At 65.0% G+C, this 20301-nt stretch carries 17 protein-coding genes; 12 read left to right on the top strand and 5 right to left on the bottom strand.

All coding sequences use genetic code 11. The annotated features are described in order from the left end of the window. Positions 1-170 precede the first annotated feature (170 nt). Together cutA and dsbD are read left to right on the top strand one after the other, a co-directional pair. Positions 171-497 (top strand): divalent-cation tolerance protein CutA, encoded by a 327-nt coding sequence (gene cutA / locus F3J20_RS21685; protein ID WP_205988803.1) that lies wholly within the window; start codon positions 171-173, stop codon positions 495-497. Next, the gene (dsbD, locus tag F3J20_RS21680) at positions 490-2364 is read left to right on the top strand and encodes a protein-disulfide reductase DsbD (protein ID WP_167284479.1); all 1875 of its coding nucleotides are present in this window, start codon (positions 490-492) and stop codon (positions 2362-2364) included. Before cutA ends, dsbD begins: the two co-directional genes overlap by 8 nt. Positions 2365-2517: 153 nt before the next feature. Here dsbD and hemB read toward each other — a convergent pair whose 3' ends face one another. Both hemB and yihA read right to left on the bottom strand, forming a co-directional pair. Further along, the gene (hemB, locus tag F3J20_RS21675) at positions 2518-3516 is read right to left on the bottom strand and encodes a porphobilinogen synthase (RefSeq protein ID WP_167284478.1); all 999 of its coding nucleotides are present in this window, start codon (positions 3514-3516) and stop codon (positions 2518-2520) included. Between the two features lie 260 nt (positions 3517-3776). Then, positions 3777-4430, bottom strand: a complete 654-nt coding sequence (yihA, locus tag F3J20_RS21670) for a ribosome biogenesis GTP-binding protein YihA/YsxC (RefSeq protein WP_167045456.1) — start codon at positions 4428-4430, stop codon at positions 3777-3779. A gap of 220 nt (positions 4431-4650) precedes the next feature. Between yihA and F3J20_RS21665 the strand changes: the two genes are divergently transcribed. The 5 genes from F3J20_RS21665 to msrQ all read left to right on the top strand — a co-directional run bounded on the left by F3J20_RS21665 (position 4651) and on the right by msrQ (position 10807). Continuing rightward, complete coding sequence (locus tag F3J20_RS21665) at positions 4651-5304, top strand: c-type cytochrome (protein WP_167284484.1); 654 nt, start codon at positions 4651-4653, stop codon at positions 5302-5304. 115 nt (positions 5305-5419) lie between these two features. Beyond that, a complete protein-coding gene (locus tag F3J20_RS21660; protein ID WP_167284477.1) occupies positions 5420-7624 on the top strand; it encodes a cytochrome c biogenesis protein ResB in 2205 nt (734 codons plus the stop codon). A 4-nt stretch (positions 7625-7628) separates the two neighbouring features. Continuing rightward, positions 7629-8852: a c-type cytochrome biogenesis protein CcsB gene (gene ccsB, locus F3J20_RS21655; RefSeq protein ID WP_167045465.1), complete on the top strand. Its 1224-nt coding sequence runs from the start codon at positions 7629-7631 to the stop codon at positions 8850-8852. A 229-nt stretch (positions 8853-9081) separates the two neighbouring features. Next, on the top strand, positions 9082-10077 hold the full coding sequence (msrP, locus tag F3J20_RS21650; protein ID WP_167045468.1) for a protein-methionine-sulfoxide reductase catalytic subunit MsrP: 996 nt from the start codon (positions 9082-9084) through the stop codon (positions 10075-10077). A gap of 16 nt (positions 10078-10093) precedes the next feature. Continuing rightward, the gene (msrQ, locus tag F3J20_RS21645) at positions 10094-10807 is read left to right on the top strand and encodes a protein-methionine-sulfoxide reductase heme-binding subunit MsrQ (RefSeq protein ID WP_205193123.1); all 714 of its coding nucleotides are present in this window, start codon (positions 10094-10096) and stop codon (positions 10805-10807) included. A gap of 173 nt (positions 10808-10980) precedes the next feature. Here msrQ and lysA read toward each other — a convergent pair whose 3' ends face one another. Together lysA and F3J20_RS21635 are read right to left on the bottom strand one after the other, a co-directional pair. After that, positions 10981-12243, bottom strand: a complete 1263-nt coding sequence (gene lysA, locus F3J20_RS21640) for a diaminopimelate decarboxylase (protein ID WP_167284476.1) — start codon at positions 12241-12243, stop codon at positions 10981-10983. A gap of 9 nt (positions 12244-12252) precedes the next feature. Further along, on the bottom strand, positions 12253-12597 hold the full coding sequence (locus F3J20_RS21635) for a lipoprotein (RefSeq protein WP_167045477.1): 345 nt from the start codon (positions 12595-12597) through the stop codon (positions 12253-12255). A 35-nt stretch (positions 12598-12632) separates the two neighbouring features. Here F3J20_RS21635 and cyaY point away from each other — a divergent pair, with 35 nt between their 5' ends. After that, positions 12633-12953, top strand: a complete 321-nt coding sequence (gene cyaY / locus F3J20_RS21630) for an iron donor protein CyaY (RefSeq protein ID WP_167045480.1) — start codon at positions 12633-12635, stop codon at positions 12951-12953. Positions 12954-13067: 114 nt separating this feature from the next. Here cyaY and F3J20_RS21625 read toward each other — a convergent pair whose 3' ends face one another. Then, positions 13068-15473, bottom strand: a complete 2406-nt coding sequence (locus tag F3J20_RS21625) for a penicillin-binding protein 1A (protein WP_167284475.1) — start codon at positions 15471-15473, stop codon at positions 13068-13070. 269 nt (positions 15474-15742) lie between these two features. Between F3J20_RS21625 and pilM the strand changes: the two genes are divergently transcribed. Genes pilM through pilQ form a run of 4 tightly spaced genes read left to right on the top strand, consistent with a single transcriptional unit; the run spans position 15743 to position 20230 of the window. Beyond that, positions 15743-16738, top strand: a complete 996-nt coding sequence (pilM, locus tag F3J20_RS21620; RefSeq protein ID WP_167284474.1) for a pilus assembly protein PilM — start codon at positions 15743-15745, stop codon at positions 16736-16738. Next, entirely contained in the window at positions 16735-17535 is an 801-nt protein-coding gene (locus tag F3J20_RS21615) for a fimbrial assembly protein (RefSeq protein ID WP_240162859.1), read from the top strand. The genes pilM and F3J20_RS21615 overlap by 4 nt, the downstream gene beginning before the upstream one ends. Then, on the top strand, positions 17532-18479 hold the full coding sequence (locus F3J20_RS21610) for a hypothetical protein (RefSeq protein ID WP_167284473.1): 948 nt from the start codon (positions 17532-17534) through the stop codon (positions 18477-18479). Before F3J20_RS21615 ends, F3J20_RS21610 begins: the two co-directional genes overlap by 4 nt. Positions 18480-18502: 23 nt before the next feature. Next, the gene (gene pilQ / locus F3J20_RS21605) at positions 18503-20230 is read left to right on the top strand and encodes a type IV pilus secretin PilQ (RefSeq protein WP_240162860.1); all 1728 of its coding nucleotides are present in this window, start codon (positions 18503-18505) and stop codon (positions 20228-20230) included. Positions 20231-20301: the final 71 nt, after the last annotated feature.

Here is a 20301-nt window from a genome sequence, read left to right as displayed (position 1 = left end):
AAGCCAGGCACCTAGCCTGGCTTTTTTGTTTTCCACGCCTGACTCCTGATCGCCACACGCAAACAGCGCCTCGGCAGCGGCCAAATGCAGCGGGCAGCGATCTGCGGGGCGGAAGGACCCGGTGATACGATATGGGTCTGAATCGCGCGTCGCCGGAGTTTTTTGTGAGTGTGAATGTGACCTTGATGCTGACGACTGTGCCGGATGCGGCCGTCGCTCAGAAGCTCGCTGCGGAGGCGCTCGCCGCCCGTCTTTGTGCGTGCGTGACGCAACTCGGCAGCGTGCAGTCGAGTTATCACTGGCAGGGTGCAGTCGAGACTGCCGAGGAAATCCAGTTGCTGTTCAAGACCAGCCTGGCACGCGCGCCCGAACTCGAGCAGTACATCCAGGCTCACCATCCCTACGACACGCCGGAGATCCTTTGCTGGCAAGCGACGGCATCGGCCGCGTACGGCCAGTGGATCACTGCTGAAACCCAACGTACTCTCCATGTTTAACGGTCTCGACCGACGTGCGCGAGATGTCCTGCGCGTCGTATTCTTCCTGCTCGGCTGCGCGATGCTCGCGCAATTCGCCACGCCTGCCCGTGCCGCAGACGACTTTCTCGACCCCGCCGTCGCATTCAAATTCAGCGCGACCGAGCAGCCCGGCGAAGTCGACGTGACATACAAGATCGCGGACGGCTACTACATGTACCGCGAGCGCTTTGCATTCGCGACCCGAAACGGCACGGTCACGCTCGGTGAGCCGCAATTGCCGGCGGGTCACGTCAAGTTCGATCAGACGTTCAACAAGAACGTCGAAACCTATCGCAACGAGTTGACGATCCGCATTCCGGTCAAACAGGCCACGGGCCCATTCGATCTGGCGGTGACGTCGCAAGGTTGTGCCGACGCCGGCATTTGTTATCCGCCGATGGAGCGTGTGTATCACGTGAGCGGCGCGGCTTTGCAGCCTGCTGGCAGCGGGGCGCCCGCCGTGGCCACCCAGCAATCCACGGCGGACGACGAGCCCTGGTATGAGCGCGCCACCAGCGCCGACTATGCCCAGTCGCTGCTGCAGCGCGGCGGCTTCTTCGCGATCGTCGGGCTGTATTTCGTGGCCGGCGCGATTCTGAGCCTGTTGCCGTGTTCGTATCCGATGATCCCTATCCTGTCGGCGATCATCATCGGTGAAGGCGCGCGAGTCACGCGTTCGCGTGGCTTCGCGCTGTCGCTCGCCTATGTGATCGGCATGGCGCTCGTGTACACCGCGCTCGGCGTCGCGGCGGCACTCGTTGGGCAGAGTCTCGGCGCGTGGTTGCAAAACCCGTGGGTGCTCGGCGCGTTCGGCGTGTTGCTGACGATTTTCGCGCTGCTGTTGATCTCCGGTGTCGACATCGAACTGCCGGCGCGCTGGCGGGATCGCATGTCGAGCGCGTCGGCGGGACGCTCGGGCGGCAAATTTACCGCTGTCGCTGTGATGGGTGCGCTTTCCGCGCTGGTGGTCGGCGCGTGCATGACTGCTCCGCTCTTTGCCGTGCTCGCGTTTATCGCGCATACCGGCAACGCCGTGCTCGGCGGTGCCGCGCTGTTCTCGATGGGTATCGGGCTCGGCGTGCCGCTGCTGATCCTCGGTCTCGGCGCAGGCACGTTCCTGCCGCGCGCGGGTGCGTGGATGGACGGCGTGAAGGTGTTCTTCGGCGTCGTGCTGCTCGCTGCCGCGCTGTGGATCGTTTGGCCGGTGCTGGGCGCGGCCGCGACCATGCTGTTGAGCGCACTCTGGCTGCTGATCGCGGCGGCCGCGCTCGGGCTTTTTTCAGCGCCGATCGCCGGCGGATCGGTATGGCGCCGGCTCGGCCGCGCGGTCGGGGTGGTGATGGCCGTATGGGCGGCGACATTGCTGGTCGGTCTGGCGGCGGGATCGTCGGACCCACTGCGGCCGCTCGCGGTCCTCGCGGCGCGCGGCGGCGTCGAGGCGACTGCCGCCAATGGGCCCGATTCCACTGGCGCGGCGCCACAGAGCGATTTGACGTTCGCGCCGGTACGTTCGTCGGATCAACTCGACCAGGCCGTCAAAACCGCCGCACAGCCCGCCATGCTCGATTTCTACGCGGACTGGTGTGTGAGCTGCAAGGAAATGGAGAAGTTCACCTTCAGCGACCCGCGCGTCCAGGCAAAACTGAAGCAGATGAAGCTGCTGCGCGCCGATGTCACCGCGAACAATACCGACGATCACGCGCTGCTCAAGCGCTTCGATCTGTTCGGGCCGCCGGGCATCATTTTCTTCGACCCGGGCGGCAAGGAAGTACTGCGGGTTGTCGGCTACGAGTCGGCGGATAAATTTCTTCGCACGCTGGATCGGGTGAAGCCGGCCGGCGTGTAGTGGGGCGTGCCGCAGGCGGCGCTCCTGCGCCGCATCGCCTGAAGAAGACCTGCATAAAAAACGGCAGCTCGACCACGAGGTCTGCCGCCGTTCTTCGTTGCATCAACCAGCAGGCGAGCGCTAAATCGCGCTCAAGCTACTGCGCGCTGCGGCCTACTTCTGCGAACGCAAAATTCGCGCGGCATCGAGCGCGAAATACGTCAGCACGCCGTCCGCACCAGCCCGCTTGAACGCGAGCAGCGATTCCATCATCACCTTGTCGTGATCGAGCCAGCCGTTCTGCGCGGCGGCCTTCAGCATCGCGTATTCGCCGCTTACCTGATACACGTAGGTCGGGAACTGGAACTCGTCCTTCACGCGGCGCACGATGTCGAGATACGGCATGCCCGGCTTGACCATCACCATATCCGCGCCTTCGTTGATGTCCGCCTGCACTTCGCGCAGCGCCTCGTTCGAATTGGCCGGGTCCATCTGGTACGTCATCTTGTTGCTCTTGCCGAGGTTCGTCGCCGAACCGACGGCGTCGCGGAACGGGCCGTAGAACGCCGAAGCGTACTTCGCCGCGTAAGCCATGATGCGCGTGTGGATGTGGTTCTCGCTCTCGAGCATCTCGCGGATCGCGCCGATGCGGCCGTCCATCATGTCCGACGGCGCGACGATGTCGACGCCGGCCTCAGCCTGCGCGCGCGCCTGTTCGACGAGGATCTCGACGGTATCGTCGTTGATCACATAGCCGACTTCGTCGAGCACGCCGTCCTGGCCGTGACTCGTGTACGGATCGAGTGCGACGTCGGTGAGCACGCCGAGATCGGGGAAATTCTTTTTCAGCTCGCGGACGGCGCGCGGAATCAGGCCGGCAGGGTTGGCCGCCTCGCGGCCATCGGGCGTCTTCAGCGACGGCTCGATCGCGGGAAACAGCGACAGGACCGGCACGCCCAGCTCGACGCATTGCTCGGCGACGCCCATCAGCAGGTCGACCGATACACGCTCGACGCCCGGCATCGACGGCACGGCCTGACGCACATTCGTGCCTTCGACGATGAAGACGGGGTAGATCAGATCGTTGGTGGTGAGGATGTTTTCGCGCATCATGCGACGCGAGAAGTCGTCATGGCGCATGCGGCGCGGACGGTGGTGAGGATAGAAGCTCATATCGAATCGAGGATCGTGGATGGGTGGAGTGGACACGTAGCGCCTGCCTCCGCTCCCGGAAACTTTTCGAGACAATGGTATATCATACCGATCGAGCAAGGCGCCTTGCGCTGACCTCCCCGCTTCTCCTCCCTGAGCGGGTGCCTGTCGTTTTTTCGATTAGGCTGTTTAACCCGCCGTTCAAGCGGCGGGTTTTTTTATGGGCGGCCTGAAAGTGCGGTCTTAGCCGCCATTTCATGGTTTCCGGTGCCGGTTGGCATTCATTCGGCGGTCTGCGTATCGGCCGCCGCCTCGGGAATCAGCCAGCTTTCGATCAGCGCATGCGCCTCATCGAGCCCGGTGCGCTTGAGCGCCGAGAACAGTTGCGCGCTCAGTTCACCGCGATAGCCGGCGGCGCGGTATTCGGCCAATCCCTTCTGGGCGGTGCGCAACGCGTTCGTGCTTTCCTGGCGCGTCAATTTGTCGCATTTGGTCAGCAGCGTGTGGATCGGCTTGCCGGTCGGCGCGAACCACTCGATCATGCGCCGGTCCAGCTCCGTCAGCGGCCGGCGCGAGTCCATCATCAGGATCATGCCGCGCAACTGCGAGCGCGATTGCAGATAGGTGGACAGCAGCGCTTCCCAGTGCGCCTTCGCCGCGCCAGGCACTTCCGCATAGCCGTAGCCGGGCAGGTCGACGAGATAGCCCGTCAGTTCGTCCACCTTGCCCACCGAAAAATAGTTGATGTGCTGCGTGCGGCCGGGCGTCTTACTCGCGAACGCGAGCCGCTTCTGATTGCAGAGCACATTGATCGCGGTCGATTTGCCCGCGTTCGAGCGTCCGGCAAAAGCGATTTCGGGCTGCGCGGTTGCGGGCAGATCGCGCAGATGATTGACGGTAGTGAAGAAACGGGATTCGTGGAGCAGGAAGGGCATGGTGGAAGCCAGATGGAAGACGCCGCGGAACTCGCAGCGGGAACGGGGTCAAGCCCGACTGGCGTCTAAGCGATTAGCGAGTTATTGTACAATACGATGGTTTACTGAAAACCTGAGGGGGCCGCCCCACGTGCCTTGGGGGCTCCTGGCGGTCACTCGGTCGCCGTCGTCGTACTTTGCAGAACCTCTAAAATCCCACAAGACGAGACAGGGTGTGCGAATGAATCGACTGTGCAAGACTCTGATGGTGCTTCACGTAGCGGCAGGTCTTTCAGGTTTGGCAATTCAGGCACGAGCAGCAGATCCGGCGAAACCGGACGTCAATCGGGGGCAGGCAATCGCCATGCAGGTCTGCGCGTCATGCCACGGGGCAGACGGCAACAGCGCCGGTGGTGCCTATCCGAAGCTGGCGGGCCAGCATCCTGAGTATCTCGTCAAGCAGCTCAGAGATTTCAAGACGCAGCCGGGCGCCAGGCAGCCCGCGCGCAACAATGCGATCATGGCGGGCATGGCTGCGGCGCTGTCCGATCAGGACATGGTCAACGTCGCTGCCTACTTCTCGACGCAGACGCCGAAGCCCGGCTATGCGCATAACAAGAACACTGTCGCACTCGGTCAGCAGATTTATCGCGGCGGCATCGCCGACCGGGGCGTGCCGGCCTGCGCAAGCTGCCATGGTCCCACCGGTCAAGGCATCCCGTCGCAGTTCCCGCGCTTGTCGGGGCAGTGGGCCGAGTACTCGGTGGCGCAGTTGACCGCGTTTGCCCAAGGGCCGGGCGCGCGTAATAACAACGACGCGATGCATGCGATAGCATCGCGTTTGTCGGACAACGAGATCAAGGCCGTCGCCGATTACATCGCGGGCTTGCATTAGGAATCCGCACGCGGAATGCAACCGGCTCGGCGAGGCCGGTAAAAACAAGAAAAGGGTGAGGGTGTCGTCTCTACGATAGCCCTGCACCCTTTTTTGCTGTTCAGTCGGAGTTTGAATGAGCGTCACCACGTCGGGTCTGCAGTCGAAGTCGAGCAATCGCGTCTTGCGCAGTACCGTCGAGCTTCTGAGCTCGATGCGTTTCGCCATTGCACTGCTCGTGATTCTGTCGATCGCCAGCATCATCGGCACCGTCCTCACGCAGGACGATCCGTATCCCAACTACGTCAACCAGTTCGGCCCGTTCTGGGCGGACATCTTCCGCGCGCTGAGCCTTTACACGGTGTACAGCTCGTGGTGGTTCATGCTGATTCTCGGCTTCCTGATGGTGTCGGTGTCGCTGTGCGTGATCCGCAATGCGCCGAAGATGCTCGCCGACGCGAAGAGCTGGAAGGACAAGGTCCGCGAAGGCAGCCTGCGTGCGTTTCATCACAAGGGCGAGTTCGCGGTGCACGGCACGCGCGCGCAGACCTCGGCGGTGCTCGCCAGGCTCTCGGCGAAACTCGGCTACAAGTTCGTCACGCGCGAGTCGGAAGGCGCGACGCTGATCGCCGCGAAGCGCGGCGCGCTGACGAAGTTCGGCTACATTTCCGCGCACCTCGCGATCGTCGTGATCTGCCTCGGCGGCCTGCTCGACAGCAACCTGCCGATCAAGCTGCAGATGTGGCTGTTCGACAAGTCGCCGATCAACTCGAACACGGTCATCAACGAGATTCCGCCCGAGCATCGGCTGTCGCAATCGAACCCGACGTTCCGCGGCTACGCGTGGGTCCCCGAAGGGCAGCACGTGTCGACGGCGATCCTGAACCAGCCCAACGGCTCGCTGATCCAGGACCTGCCGTTTTCGATCGAGCTGAACAAGTTCATCGTCGATTACTACTCGACCGGCATGCCGAAGCTGTTCGCAAGCGACATCGTCGTGATCGATCACAAGACCGGCGCGCGCGTGCCGGCGCGCGTCGAGGTCAACAAGCCGTTCGAATACGACGGCGTGTCGATCTATCAGTCGAGCTTCCAGGACGGCGGCTCGCAGATGCAGATGACCGCCTACCCGATGTCGGGGCCGAGCGCGAAGACCGCGCCGTTCGGCGGCACGATCGGTGGCAGCGCGCCGCTGAGCACGGCCACGCCGCTCGCGGATGGGCAGACCGTCGAGTTCACCGACTTCCGCGCGATCAACGTCGAAAACATCTCGAACGGCAGCGGCCAGAACGACGCGCGCGGCGTCGCCGCGCATCACTCGCTGAAGGAAGCGTTCGACGAGCGCCTCGGCTCCGGCGCGAAGACCTCGAAGCCGCTCGATCTGCACAACGTCGGCCCGTCGGTGCAGTACAAGATTCGCGGCAAGGATGGCCAGGCGCGCGAGTACAACAATTACATGCTGCCGGTCGACGTGAACGGCGAAAAGATGTTCCTCGCCGGCATGCGCCTGAACCCCGACGACCCGTTCCGCTACCTGCGCATTCCGGCCGACAGTGGCGGCACGCTCAAGGAGTGGATGGGCCTGCGCGCGACGCTCGAAGACCCCGCGAAACGCGCCACGGCCGCGCACCAGTTCGCGCTGCGCTCGGTGCCGGGCTCGAATGCCGAACTGCAGCAACATCTCGAGGAAAGCGCGCTGCGCGTGCTGACCCTTTTTGCGGGCGCCGACAGCAGCCTGAAGATGCCGAATGGCGAAACGCCCGGCGGTTTCCAGGCGATCGCCGGTTTTATCGACCATTCGGTGCCGAAGGGCGAGCAGGAAAAGGCTGCGAGCCTGCTGCTGCGCATGCTCGAAGGCGTGACGTGGGACTTGTGGCAACTGTCGCGCCAGCAACTCGGCGAGCCCGCCGCGCCGGCCAACGCGGACTCGAGCCGCTTCATCCAGAGTTCGCTCAACGCGATATCCGACAGCTTTCTATATGGATCGCCCGTCTATTTGCAGCTTGACTCATTCAAGCAGGTGCAAGCTTCGGTATTTCAGTTGACGCGCGCACCTGGCAAAAAAGTCGTGTATCTTGGCAGCCTGCTTCTCGTGTTGGGCATCTTTTCGATGTTCTATGTCCGCGAACGGCGTCTGTGGTTCTGGCTCAAGGATACCGAACACGGCACGAACGTCGTGATGGCGATGTCGAGTGCGCGCAAGACGCTCGACTTCGAAAAGGAGTTCGTCCAGACGCGCGACGCCGTTGGCGCCGCACTGGGCGCGAAACTCAGCGCAGCAGCCGACGCCGGCCCGTCCGCTCAGGCCGGCGCGCCAAGCTCACAGGATTCGACCCGGTAAGATCATGGACTTGACTCACGTTTCCTCATCCGCTTCTTCTCCCGCTTCCGCCGCGCGTGCCGACAAGGCGTTCGCGGGCGGCACGCCCGAACAGCTTCCGTACTACGACGAACGGCCGTTCCTGAAACGGCTCGGTATCGTCGACTGGCTGTTCGCGCTGGTGCTCGTCGGGGGCGCCGGGTTCGCGCTGTCGCGCTATCACCCGTTCATGAATTACTACGACAAGCTGGTGCTGGTGTGCTCGGTGCCGGTTTTCGTCGTGCTCGGCTGGCGCTGGAAGCCGGTGCGTCCGCTGATGGTGGGGATCGCCGCGCTGTCGCTGTTCGCAATCCAGATCTATCACGGCGATCTGAGCCGCGCCGACAACGCGTTCTTCCTCAAATACTTCCTGTCGAGCCAGTCCGCGATCCTGTGGATGAGCGCGCTGTTCGTATTTGCAACCGTGTTCTACTGGATCGCGCTGCTGTCGCGCTCGCCGACCGGCGCCGCGATCGGCTCGAAAATGACGTGGGCGGCTGTGCTGATGGGCTTCGTCGGCATGATGGTGCGCTGGTACGAGTCGTACCTGATCGGCGCGGATGTCGGCCATATTCCGATCTCGAACCTCTATGAAGTGTTCGTGCTGTTCAGCCTGATTACGGCGCTGTTCTATCTGTACTACGAGCAGCACTACAACACGCGTGCGCTCGGCGCATTCGTGCTGCTCGTGATCAGCGCGGCGGTCGGCTTCCTGATGTGGTATTCGGTCGCACGCGATGCGCAGCAGATCCAGCCGCTCGTGCCGGCGCTGCAAAGCTGGTGGATGAAGATTCACGTGCCGGCGAACTTCATCGGCTACGGCAGCTTCGCGCTGTCGGCGATGGTCGGCGTCGCGTATCTGGCGAAGGAACGCGGCATACTCGCGGATCGTCTGCCCGAGCTCGAGGTGCTCGACGACGTGATGTACAAGTCGATCGCGGTCGGTTTCGCGTTCTTCACGATCGCGACGATTCTCGGCGCGCTATGGGCCGCCGAAGCGTGGGGCGGCTACTGGAGCTGGGACCCGAAGGAAACGTGGGCGCTGATCGTCTGGCTGAACTACGCGGCGTGGCTGCATATGCGTCTGATGAAAGGCCTGCGCGGCGCGGTGGCCGCATGGTGGGCGCTGACCGGCCTGCTGGTCACGACGTTCGCATTCCTCGGCGTGAACATGTTCCTGTCGGGCTTGCATAGTTACGGCAAGCTGTAAGATCGGCCGCGCTGCACCGACTAAAAACCGCCGAGTGCCTGGTCACCGGCGGTTTTTTCATGGCGGACGGAATATCCGCTGCATCCAGACGTTTGCCGTTCGAGTGCCTGCGCCAGTACCGGCGCGGGGATTGGCGTCAATACCGCGGATGACAGATGCCCCCGAACGGGCGATCATCAATACGGCCCTGCGACGCGCGCGACGCGGCGGGGCAGCAAGGAGCAGCACCATGTGGATCAAGCGAAGCGACAGCATTCAACTGACCGGCGATGACATCGCGCGCAGCGAAATCACGCCGCGGCATGTCTTCGAGAACCGGCGGCGCATTCTGCAGGCGGCGGGCGCGATGGCGCTCGGCAGCCTGATCGGCGTGAGCGGAGAGGCACTTGCGACGTACTCGTCACCGGACCCGAAGGCGCAGAAACTCGCGGCGAAAACGAACACGAAGTTCGTCGCGCTGGACAAGATCACGCCGTACAAGGACATCACGACCTACAACAACTTCTACGAGTTCGGCACCGACAAATCCGATCCCGCGCAGAACGCGGGCACGCTGCGCCCGCACCCGTGGAAGGTGAGCGTCGAGGGGGCGATCAAGAACCCGAAGGTGTACGACATCGACGAATTGCTGAAGCTCGCGCCGCTCGAGGAACGCGTGTACCGGCTGCGTTGCGTCGAAGGCTGGTCGATGGTGATTCCGTGGATCGGCGTGTCGCTGTCGGAACTGATCAAGCGCGTCGAGCCGACCGGCAACGCGAAGTACGTACAGTTCATCACGCTTGCCGATCCGTCGCAGATGCCGGGGTTGTCGACGCCCGTGCTCGACTGGCCCTATTCCGAAGGCCTGCGCATGGACGAAGCGATGCATCCGCTGACGCTGCTGACGATGGGCGTCTACGGTCAGGTGCTGCCGAACCAGAACGGCGCACCGGTGCGGGTCGTGGTGCCGTGGAAGTACGGCTTCAAGAGCGCGAAGTCGCTCGTGAAAATCCGCTTCGTCGAGAAGCAGCCGCCGACGAGCTGGAACACGTATGCGTCGAACGAATACGGCTTTTATTCGAACGTGAATCCGAACGTCGATCATCCGCGCTGGAGCCAGGCGACCGAGCGGCGCATCGGCGAGGACGGTTTTTTCACGCCGAAGCGCAAGACGCTGATGTTCAACGGCTACGGCGATCAGGTCGCATCGCTCTATCAGGGCATGGACCTGAAGAAGAATTTCTGAGGCGACGGCGATGACGATGACTTCCGAGACGCAATCCGTCACCCGGAACGAACCCGCGACGCAAGGGGCGACCTCGGCCGCGCGAGCGAAAGCGTCGGCGGCGCAGCGGCCCGTGGGCGGCGCGCGCTGGATCGTGCCGGCCAAGGTCGCGGTGTTCATCGCGGCGCTGTATCCGCTCGCGCGCATCGTGCTGTTCGGCATGACCGACCGGCTCGGCGCGAATCCGATCGAGTTCATCACACGCTCGACGGGCCTGTGGACGCTCGTGTTCCTCTGCATCACGCTGGCGGTGACGCCGCTGCGCCGCCTCACCGGTGTCGCCGCGCTACTGCGCTTGCGGCGCATGCTCGGTCTTTATGCGTTCTTCTACGCGGCGCTGCATTTCACCACCTACCTCTGGTTCGACAAGTGGTTCGATCTCGCGGCGATTCTGAAGGACATCGGCAAGCGGCCGTTCATCACGGTGGGCTTCGCGGCGTTCGTGCTGCTGATCGCGCTCGCGGCCACCTCGCCGCGCGCGATGGTGCGCAAGCTCGGGCGTCGCTGGCAGACGCTGCATCGCGCGATCTACGCGATCGGCGTGCTCGCGATCCTGCACTTCTGGTGGATGAAGGCCGGCAAGCACGATCTGCTGCTGCCGAAGATTTACGGCGCGATCATGATCGCGCTGCTCGGCTGGCGTCTGGTGGTGTGGCTGCGCGAGCGGAGTCTGAAAACGCGGCGACGGTGACGGCGGGCGCTCGGTTTACGCTGCTTGGGTGGCGATAGCGTTCAATAGCAAAAAGGCGATGCCGTAGTGGCATCGCCTTTTTGCTTTTTGCTGCTTGCACGAAGAGTCGAGGCCCGCGCGGGTTTCAGTGCGGCGCTCGACGTTCTTCGATGCTGACCGATGCTTATCGATGTTTACTCCGGCAAAATCGCCTCACCCGCAAACAGCTGCTGCACCTCTTCACGCGCGCGAACCACATGCGCCTGTGTACCATCCACCATCACTTCGGCGGCGCGTGCACGCGTGTTGTAGTTCGAGCTCATCACGAAGCCGTACGCGCCGGCCGAGCGGATCGCGAGCAGGTCGCCCGGCTCGACGGCGAGCAACCGTTCTCGGCCGAGCCAGTCGCCGCTTTCGCAGACCGGGCCGACCACGTCGTACACCTGCGCGGGCACGTCACGCTTCACGACGGGGTCGATCGCGTGATACGCCTCGTACATCGCGGGGCGCGCGAGATCGGTCATCGCCGCGTCGACGATTGCGAAGTTCTTGTCCGCGCCCGGCTTCAGGAATTCGAGACGCGTGAGCAGCACGCCCGCATTACCGACCAGCGAGCGGCCCGGCTCGAAATACACTTCGCGATGGCCGTGGCCGCGTGCTTCGATGCGATCGAGCACCGTGCGCACGAACATGCCGATTTCCGGCGGCGTTTCGTCGTCGTAGGTGATGCCGAGACCGCCGCCCACGTCGATATGGCGAATCGTCACGCCGTCCTGCTCGATCTGCTCGACGAGGTCCAGCAGTTTGTCGATCGCGTCGAGATACGGCGCGACTTCGGTGATCTGCGAGCCGATATGGCAGTCGATGCCGACCACCTCGAGATTCGCCATCGCCGCGGCCGCCCGGTACGTGGCGCGCGCGTCTTCGAAGGCGACGCCGAACTTGTTGCTCTTGAGTCCGGTGGAAATATACGGATGCGTTTTCGCGTCGACGTCGGGATTCACGCGCAGCGACACCGGCGCTTTCTTGCCCATTTCGCCGGCCACCGTGTTGAGGCGGTCGAGTTCGGGAATCGATTCGACGTTGAAGCATTTGACGCCGGCCGCGAGCGCGTCGCGCATTTCGCCCGCCTGCTTGCCGACGCCCGAAAACACGGTGTTTTCCGCTTTGCCGCCCGCCGCCAGCACGCGCGCCAGTTCGCCGCCCGAGACGATGTCGAAGCCCGCGCCGAGGCGCGCGAACACGTTCAGCACCGCGAGATTGCTGTTGGCCTTGACGGCCACGTGCACGCTCGCGCGGCGTCCGGCGCAGGCGCCTGCGTAGGCGTTCCATGTGGCGGTGAGCGCGGCGCGTGAATAAACGTAGAGCGGCGTGCCGAACTGCTCGGCGAGGGAAACGGCGGACACGTCTTCGGCGTGCAATATGCCGTCGACGTAGTCAAATGCGGATCGAGTCATGCGAAAGTCTTATTGAACGGAAGGAGCGGCAGAGGCGGGCAGCGGCACGGCGGGAGCGGAAGCCGCCGAAGCGGGCGGCGTGGCAAGCTGATCTTCGGGGGCCAGCGTGAGCGGCGTGCCCGAGGTGTCCGGGATCGAGCCCATGTCGGCCGCGCTGCCGCTAGCCGGTTGCGTTTGATCCGGCGCCGGCGTTTGCGTGCGATGAGCCGGCGGGGCAGGCATGGGCGGCACGGTTGGCAGATAGAGCGAGCCGCGTTGACCGCAACCGGCGAGCACGCAACCTGCGAAAATGGCTAAAACCGCTACAATCGCGCGGCCGGGTGCCGCCGCGCGCATCCGAGATACGACTCGCATGACTGTCCCTGAATGAATAATCGATGGAGTTTAGCATGTCCGATAGTGATTACCTGACCCGTGCGGAAGCCGTGCTGGCCGCCATCGAGAGCGCGCTCGACGACATCGGCGCCGACATCGAAGCCGAGCGCAGCGGCAATGTTCTGACGCTCGAATTCGAGAACCGCACGAAGATCATCGTCAACCTTCAGCCGCCGATGAGCGAGATCTGGATCGCCGCGAAGGCGGGCGGTTTTCACTTCCGTTTCGTCGATGGGCAATGGCGCGACACGCGCAGCGGCGCGGAGTTTTTCGCGGCGCTCTCGCAGTACGCGACCGAGCAGGCCGGCGAGCCGGTGCAGATCGCCGCGCAGTAAGCCCGAGGCGCTCTCAAAACAGAACCGCCGCGTATCGAGCCATCGAACGCGGCGGTTTTTGCTTTCCGGCGGGAGTTCTACGCAACTTCGCGACGTAGCCTCGGTGTCCGCGGCTCAATGCCCGCGGAACAGATTCATGATGTCCTGCTTCTCCTGCTCGCCGACCTGCTCGGGCGCCGCCGAGGCCGCGGAAGCGGCGCTCGCCCCGGCGTCGAGCGTGGCCTGGCTCACGCCGACCGTCGCGACGAAACCGTGCCCCGGCGTGAAGTCGTCGAAATAAAGCTCCGAGCCGATTTCGCTGACATCATCGGGGCGCGCCATCCTGTACTCGGGCACGCCCTTCAGTGCGTGGCCCATGTACTCGATCCACACCGGCAGCGCGAGGCCGCCGCCGGTTTCCTTGTCGCCGAGACTGCGCGGGTTGTCGTAGCCGATCCATGCGATGGCCGTGAGCGTGTGCTGATAACCGGCGAACCACGCGTCGCGCGAATCATTGGTCGTGCCGGTCTTGCCGCCGAGATCGGTGCGCTTGAGCGCGTTGCTCTTCGCGCCGGTGCCGCGCTGCGCGACGCTTTGCAGCAGACTGTTCATCACGTAGGCGTTGCGCGGCTGGATCGCGAACGGCGCGCTTTGTCCGGCCACGAGCGGCTGCGCATGGGCGACGACGACACCGCGCTGATCGGTGACTTCGGCGATCAGATACGGGTTGATGCGGTAGCCGCCGTTGGCGAACACCGAGAACGCGCCCGCCATCTGCAACGGCGTGACGAGACCCGCGCCGAGCGCCATCGGCAGATAGGCGGGGTGACGCTCGGCGTCGAAGCCGAAGCGCGTGATGTACTGCTGCGCGTACTTGGTGCCGATCTGGTTCAGGATGCGGATCGACACGAGGTTCTTCGACTTCTGCAGCGCGGTGCGCATCGTCATCGGACCGTCGAAGCCGCCGCCGTAGTTCTTCGGCTCCCACGCCTGGCCGCCGGTTTCGGCGGCGCTGAAAAAGAGCGGCGCGTCGTTGATGATCGTGGCCGGCCCGAGTCCCTTTTCGAGCGACGCCGAATAGATGAACGGCTTGAAGCTCGACCCCGGCTGACGCCACGCCTGCGTGACGTGATTGAACTTGTTCTTGTTGAAGTCGAAGCCGCCGACCAGCGCACGAATCGCGCCGTCCTGCGGGACCACCGAAATAAACGCGCCTTCCACCTGCGGCAATTGCGTGATCGACCAGTCGCCGTCGTCGTTCTTCACGAGCCGCACGATCGCACCGGGCCGGATGCGCTGATTCGGCTGCGCGCGCGGGCCGAGCGCGAACTGCGCATAGCGCAGGCCGTCGCCCTGGATCGTCGCGACGTTGCCGTCGATGAACGTCGCCTGCACCTGCTTCGGACTCGCCGCCGTGACGACGGCCGCGATGATCTCGCCGTTGTCCGGATGCTCGACGAGCGCGTCGTCGATCGCCTGTTCGCGCTCCTGCGCATCGGACGGCAGATCGATGAACGCCTCCGGCCCGCGATAGCCGTGCCGCCGTTCGTAGTCCATCAGCCCCTTGCGCAGCGCGCGATAGGCGACGTCCTGATCGGCCGAGTCGATCGTGGTCACGACGTTCAGCCCGCGCGTGTAGGCTTCCTCGCGATACTGCGTGTACATCATCTGCCGCACCATTTCCGCGACGTACTCCGCGTGCACGCTGTACTCCTTCCCCATGCCCTTGACGACGAGCGGCTGGCCGCGCGCGTCGTCGTACTGCTGCTGGGTGATGTAGCGCAGCTCGTACATGCGCTGCAGGATGTACTCCTGCCGCACCTTCGCGCGCTTCGGATTGACGACCGGGTTATACGCGGACGGCGCTTTCGGCAAGCCCGCGAGCATCGCCGATTCGGCGAGCGTCAGATCCTTGAGATCCTTGCCGAAGTACACCCGTGCGGCGCTCGCAAAACCATAGGCGCGCTGACCGAGATAGATCTGGTTCATGTACACCTCGAGAATCTGATCCTTCGTCAGCTTCGACTCGATCTTGTACGCGAGCAGCATCTCGTAAATCTTGCGCGTATAGGTTTTCTCGCTGGAGAGGAAGAAGTTGCGCGCGACCTGCATCGTGATCGTGCTCGCGCCTTGCGTCGCGTGGCCGTTGGTCAGCGCGACGAAGCCCGCGCGCGCGATGCCGGTCAGATCGACGCCGCCGTGGTCGTAGAAGCGCGCGTCCTCGATCGCGAGGATCGCGTTCTTCAGGCTGTCGGGCACGTCCTGGATATGCACGATGTCGCGCCGTTCCGCGCCGAATTCGCCGATCAGCACGTGGTCGGCCGTGTAGATGCGCAGCGGCACTTTCGGACGATAGTCGGTCAGCGCATCGAGCGAAGGAAGGTTCGGCGTGGCGACCACGAGCGCATAGCCGAGCACCAGCGCCATGCACACGACGCCCGCCACGATCAGGCCCACAAAGCCGAGGACGAGCTTCAGCCACAACGGGCGTTTGCGCTTTGGCGGCGCGGGCGGCGGGGACGTAGGAGACGTGGGTTGCATAGGGGTATCGAAAAAACGGTCCCGCGATTATAGCCGCCTCGCTTCCTCAGCTTTCGGCATGCTTACGAATGGTCTGGAAAGCAGTGTGAAAACTGGCGGCGCGCCGTGCCTGGAGATGGCTTCACTGTAGTCGCTTTGATCCCGCGAGGGGCGTCCTCGCCGCAACGTTGGCCATTTGGCTGAATGTCGCTCGGAGCCGTGTCTCTCCACAATGGTCCCTCGTTGCTCGCGTTCGAATGGTTCGTCGCGTGAGTCAAAGGGAGGGCCTGATGGCATATAAAAATTCGTGGCTTGAAGCGATGCAGTCGGGGCGGCAGCGCTTCGCCGCCGGGATCGACGTCGGTTCGCAAAGCGTGCGGCTCGTCGTGCTGAGTCAGCGTGCGCGCGCCTATGGCGCGCTGCATCTCGAATATGTGAAGACGGTGCCGCTGGCGGCTGGCGCGATGGCGGGCACCGAGATCGCCGACCGCCAAGCCATCGCGCGCGCCTTGCGCGATGCGTTTGCGGGGCTGCCGCGGCTGTGCGCGACGCATGCGCTGCAATGTTCGATGGCGGTGCCCGCGTCGGCGACGCTCACGACCACGGTGCCGCTCGCACAGCTCGCGGCGCAGAGTCATTGCGTGGAAGAGGACGGCGGGCCCGCGCTTGCCGGACTCGCGCCCGCGGTGATGGGCGAGGCGGAGCGCATCGCCGGCATCGAGCGGCATGCGCTCGCGGTCGACTGGTATGTCGACGACACGCCGGCGCCGGTGCGTTCGGTGACGATCGCGGCGACCGCTCGCCAGCATCTCGAAGCGCGCATCGAATGCGCGGCGACCGCGGGCATTTCGCTGACCGCGATCGACGGCGAGCCGCATGCGGCGTTGCGCGCGCTGCGCTATGCAGCGGATCAGGAACTCGATGCGCACGAGCCGTATGCGGCGCTGTGGATCGGCACGGACGGCGTGTACGGGTGGCGTGTCGTCGACGGCGCGATCAAGGGCGAGATGCATTACCCGGCGCCCGAGCACACCGATCTCGCGGATGCGCTGCGCGACCTCGTTCGCGGGCCGGTGTTCGATTGCGCGCTGGTCGGCGGCGAGATCGATCTGCTCGATGGCGTCGGCTTTTCGATGGCCGATATCGGCGACGTGCTCGGCTGCTCGGTGCTGCCATTCGAATGCGCGCTGCTCGGCAGCCGCATGCGGCCGCTCGACGACGGACTGCTGTACGAGCCGGCCGGCGCGGTCGCGTTCGGGCTCGCGCTGCGCGGGGTGATCGAATGATGCGCGGCCTTTCGTTTGTGTTCCTGCCGTTCTGGCCGGCGGCGCGCCCATCGCTGCCGCCGACGCCGCCGGTCGCGTCGCGTGAGACGCGCTTCGCGAAGCCGTGGCTCGGCGGTTTCAATCTGCTGCCTTACCGGCAACGCAATGCACGGCTGGCGCGGCGGCGCTGTCTGCGCGACTGGGCGGTGGCGGCGTGCGTCGGCGCGGCCGGCGTACTTGCATTTGCCGGCTGGCAGGCAGTCGAAAAGACGCGGCTCGAGGCACGGCGTGCGTTGGCCGAACAGGCGCTCGCGCAACTTGCGGCGCCGCTCGCCGAGCACGCGAAGCTGCGGCGAGCGCAGGACGAGCAGCGCAACGACGCTGCGCGCGCAACGAGCCTGTCGGTGCCGCTCGCGCACCTGCTCGATCTGCTCGAAGTGCTGAGTTTCGAACCCGGCGACGGCGTCGTGCTGCGGCAGTTGCGCCAGCGCGAGTATGAGACGGAGTTGCTCGCGACGTCGCGCAGCCATGTTGCGTCGGCTGAATGGCTCAAACGCGTCGGGGCGGTTCACGGCGTGCAGGGCGCGGAGATGCGCGACCTGCATCGGCCGGCCACGCGCGGCGGCGCGGCGACGGATAAGACGGTAAATAAGGCGGCAAATAAGACGGCGGATACGGCGACGGATAAGACGGCAAGCGGTCCAGTCGAGTTCGACGCGCGTTTGCGCTGGGGGGAGCCGCCGCCGAAAAACACGCTGCTGGCTGGGGCGTCGGCGGCGCACGGGGCGAAGTCCGCAAAATCGGGAGGTGAAAAATGAGCACGACCTTTTTCGAAGCGGGCGGCGTGCCGTACGCCTCGTTCGATCTTTCGCGCTGGATAAGGCGTGTGCGGGTGCCGCTCGATGCGTGGAGCCGGCGTCGCCGCTGGCTGGTCGCGTCGCTGCTTGCGCTGCTCGTGTTTGGCCTCGGCGCGTATGGCTGGATTGCCGCCGATCTTGGCGGTCTGGTCGCGAGCCGAGCGACGCTCGCGCTCAGCACGCAGCGTCTCGCCGATGCGCGGCGCGCGCTCGCGCAATTGCCGTCGTTGCGCCGTCAGGCGGCCGCGCTGCCGGTTGTCTCTCCGGTTGCTGCCTCATGGGGTTCGGCGGACGACGTGCGCGTCGTTTCCGAACTGGCCGCGCAGAACGGCGTGGCGTTGCTCTCCGTGGAACCCGGTGCCGCGAGCGGCGACGGCGCCGAACGCATGCGCCCTTTGCAACTCACGGCGCGCAGCGACTTCGTTCATCTGATGGCGTTCTTTCATGGGCTCGCGCAATTGCCGGTGCTGATCGTTCCCGTCGACGTGACCGTCAAGCAGGACAGCACGGCGCTCGCGGTGAGCGCGACGTTGCGCGTGTTCGAGGCGCTGCGGCCGGCCGTGGCGGCCGACGCGGCTCGGCTGCGCGATGGCGCGAGCGTCGATGCCAGCCTCGATCCGGACGAGACCGATGAAGACGACGAGGAGCTCGTGTTCTTCGATCCGTTTGCGCAGCCGCCGACGTACACCAGCGGCGCACCGGACGATGCCGAACCGTTGCGTCTGGTCGGCCTGCTCAGCGATCGCGGGCACGGGCTCGCACTGCTCGATACGCCGGACGGCGCCACCACGGTCACGGCCGGGCAGCAGCTTGGCACCGAGCGTGTCGCGCGGCTCGACGCGCTCGGCATCACGCTCGCGAACGGCGCGGCGACACGCACGCTCACGTTGACGGAGGCGTCATGACGAATCGGGTGAAGCGATGGGGCATGGTCGTGTCGCGCATCGGGCGCGGCTGGAGCGGCAGTGCCGGTCTTTGCCTCGGCCTCTGCATCAACGCCACGGTGGGTGCAGACCTCGCGCAGGCTTCGATACCGCCATTGTTGCCGCCGCTGCCGGCCTATATGTCGCTCGAAGATACGGATTCGTCAGCGGATTCGGGATACGGAACGGCGCCGTTGCCAAGCGGTGGCGGCGGCGAGGTGCCGAATCCGTTTCGCGACGGTTCGGCACAAAACGCGGCACAAAGCGCGACGCAAAACACCGCGCAAGATGCGGACGCTACCGGAACGGCCGCGCCCTCGGCCGATGCGCCAAACGCATCCCTGAGCGACTCCGCCGACGACACGGCAAGCACCGGCAGCGCCGTCCCGTCGCCGAAACAATCCGCCGCAGCCGCGCGCGACGACACCGCCGGCGGCACGCTCGAAGGCCCACCCGTCCCGCTGCCGCCGCCCGCGCGCCTGAGCGACGCAGCGAACGCTGCCGCCGATGCCGGTCTGCCGGCCGGCGACAAACCGATCTCGCTGAATTTCCAGCACGCGGAACTCGGTGCCGTGCTCAAAGCGTTCGCCGAGTTCACCGGCCTGAACATCGTCGCGAGCGACAAGGTGCGCGGCGCCGTTTCGCTGCGGCTCGACAAGGTGCCATGGCGCACCGCGTTCGACACGTTGCTCGACGTCAACAATCTGTCGATGGAACGGCACGGCAACGTGCTCTGGGTCGCGCCGGCCGCGGAGCTGGCCGCGCGCGAACGGCAGCGCTTCGAAGCGCACGCGCGGGCCGCCGATCTCGAACCGCTCGCGAGCCGCACGTTCCAGTTGCACTACGCGCACGCCGAGGACGTGCGGCGTCTGCTGACCGGCTCCGGCACCCAGCGCGTGCTCTCCAAACGCGGCGCCGTGACCGCCGATCCTCGCACCAACCTGCTGTTCGTGACCGATCTCGCGGGGCGGCTCGAACAGATCGCGGCGCTGATCGCGGCCGTCGACCGGCCGACCCGCCAGGTGCTGATCGAGGCGCGCATCGTGGAGGGCGACCATGGCTTTTCGCGCAATCTCGGCGTGAAGCTCTCGCTCGCGGGCACGAGTGCGGACGGCACGGCAAGAGGCCTCGGCGGCGGCGCGGACGGCACCGTCTTCGATCTGTCCGCCCGGCCGGTCTCGGGCTTCGATGCCGCCACCGCGGGCCTCACGTTGTTCGCGGCCCACGCCACGCGGCTGCTGAATCTCGAACTCTCCGCGCTCGAGGCCGAGGGGCATGGGAAAATCGTCTCGAGCCCGCGGGTCGTCACCGCCGACAGGATGAAGGCGATCGTCGAGCAGGGCACCGAGCTGCCGTATCAGGCCAAGGTCGGGCAGGGCGTGTCGGGCGTGCAGTTCCGCCGGGCCACGCTGAAACTGGAAGTCGAGCCGCAGATCATGCCGGACGGCCGCGTCGTGCTCGATCTCGACGTGGCGAAGGACAGCGTCGGCGAGCAGACCGACGCCGGGCCCGCGATCAACACCAAGCACGTGCAAACGCGCGTCGAGGTCGAGGATGGTGGTACGGTGTCGATAGGCGGAATTTACGCGACCGACGACCGGGACGACGTGGAACGGGTGCCCTTTCTCGGCAAAATACCGGTTCTGGGCGCGCTTTTCCGCAACCGGGCCCACCGTGACTCGCTTAGCGAACTGGCGGTTTTCATCACGCCGAGCGTCGTTCACGAAAATTAGGGCGCGTCAGGCAGGCCACCGCTGCCGTTCACGGGCGGTGCGCAGGCTCGACAAGGCAGCCGCTTTGCCAG

It is taken from the genome of Paraburkholderia sp. Cy-641 (assembly GCF_011752945.1).
Taxonomy (GTDB): Bacteria; Pseudomonadota; Gammaproteobacteria; order Burkholderiales; family Burkholderiaceae; genus Paraburkholderia.
Note: the sequence above shows the minus strand (reverse complement) of the source record. Positions and strands in the feature narration are given on the sequence as shown.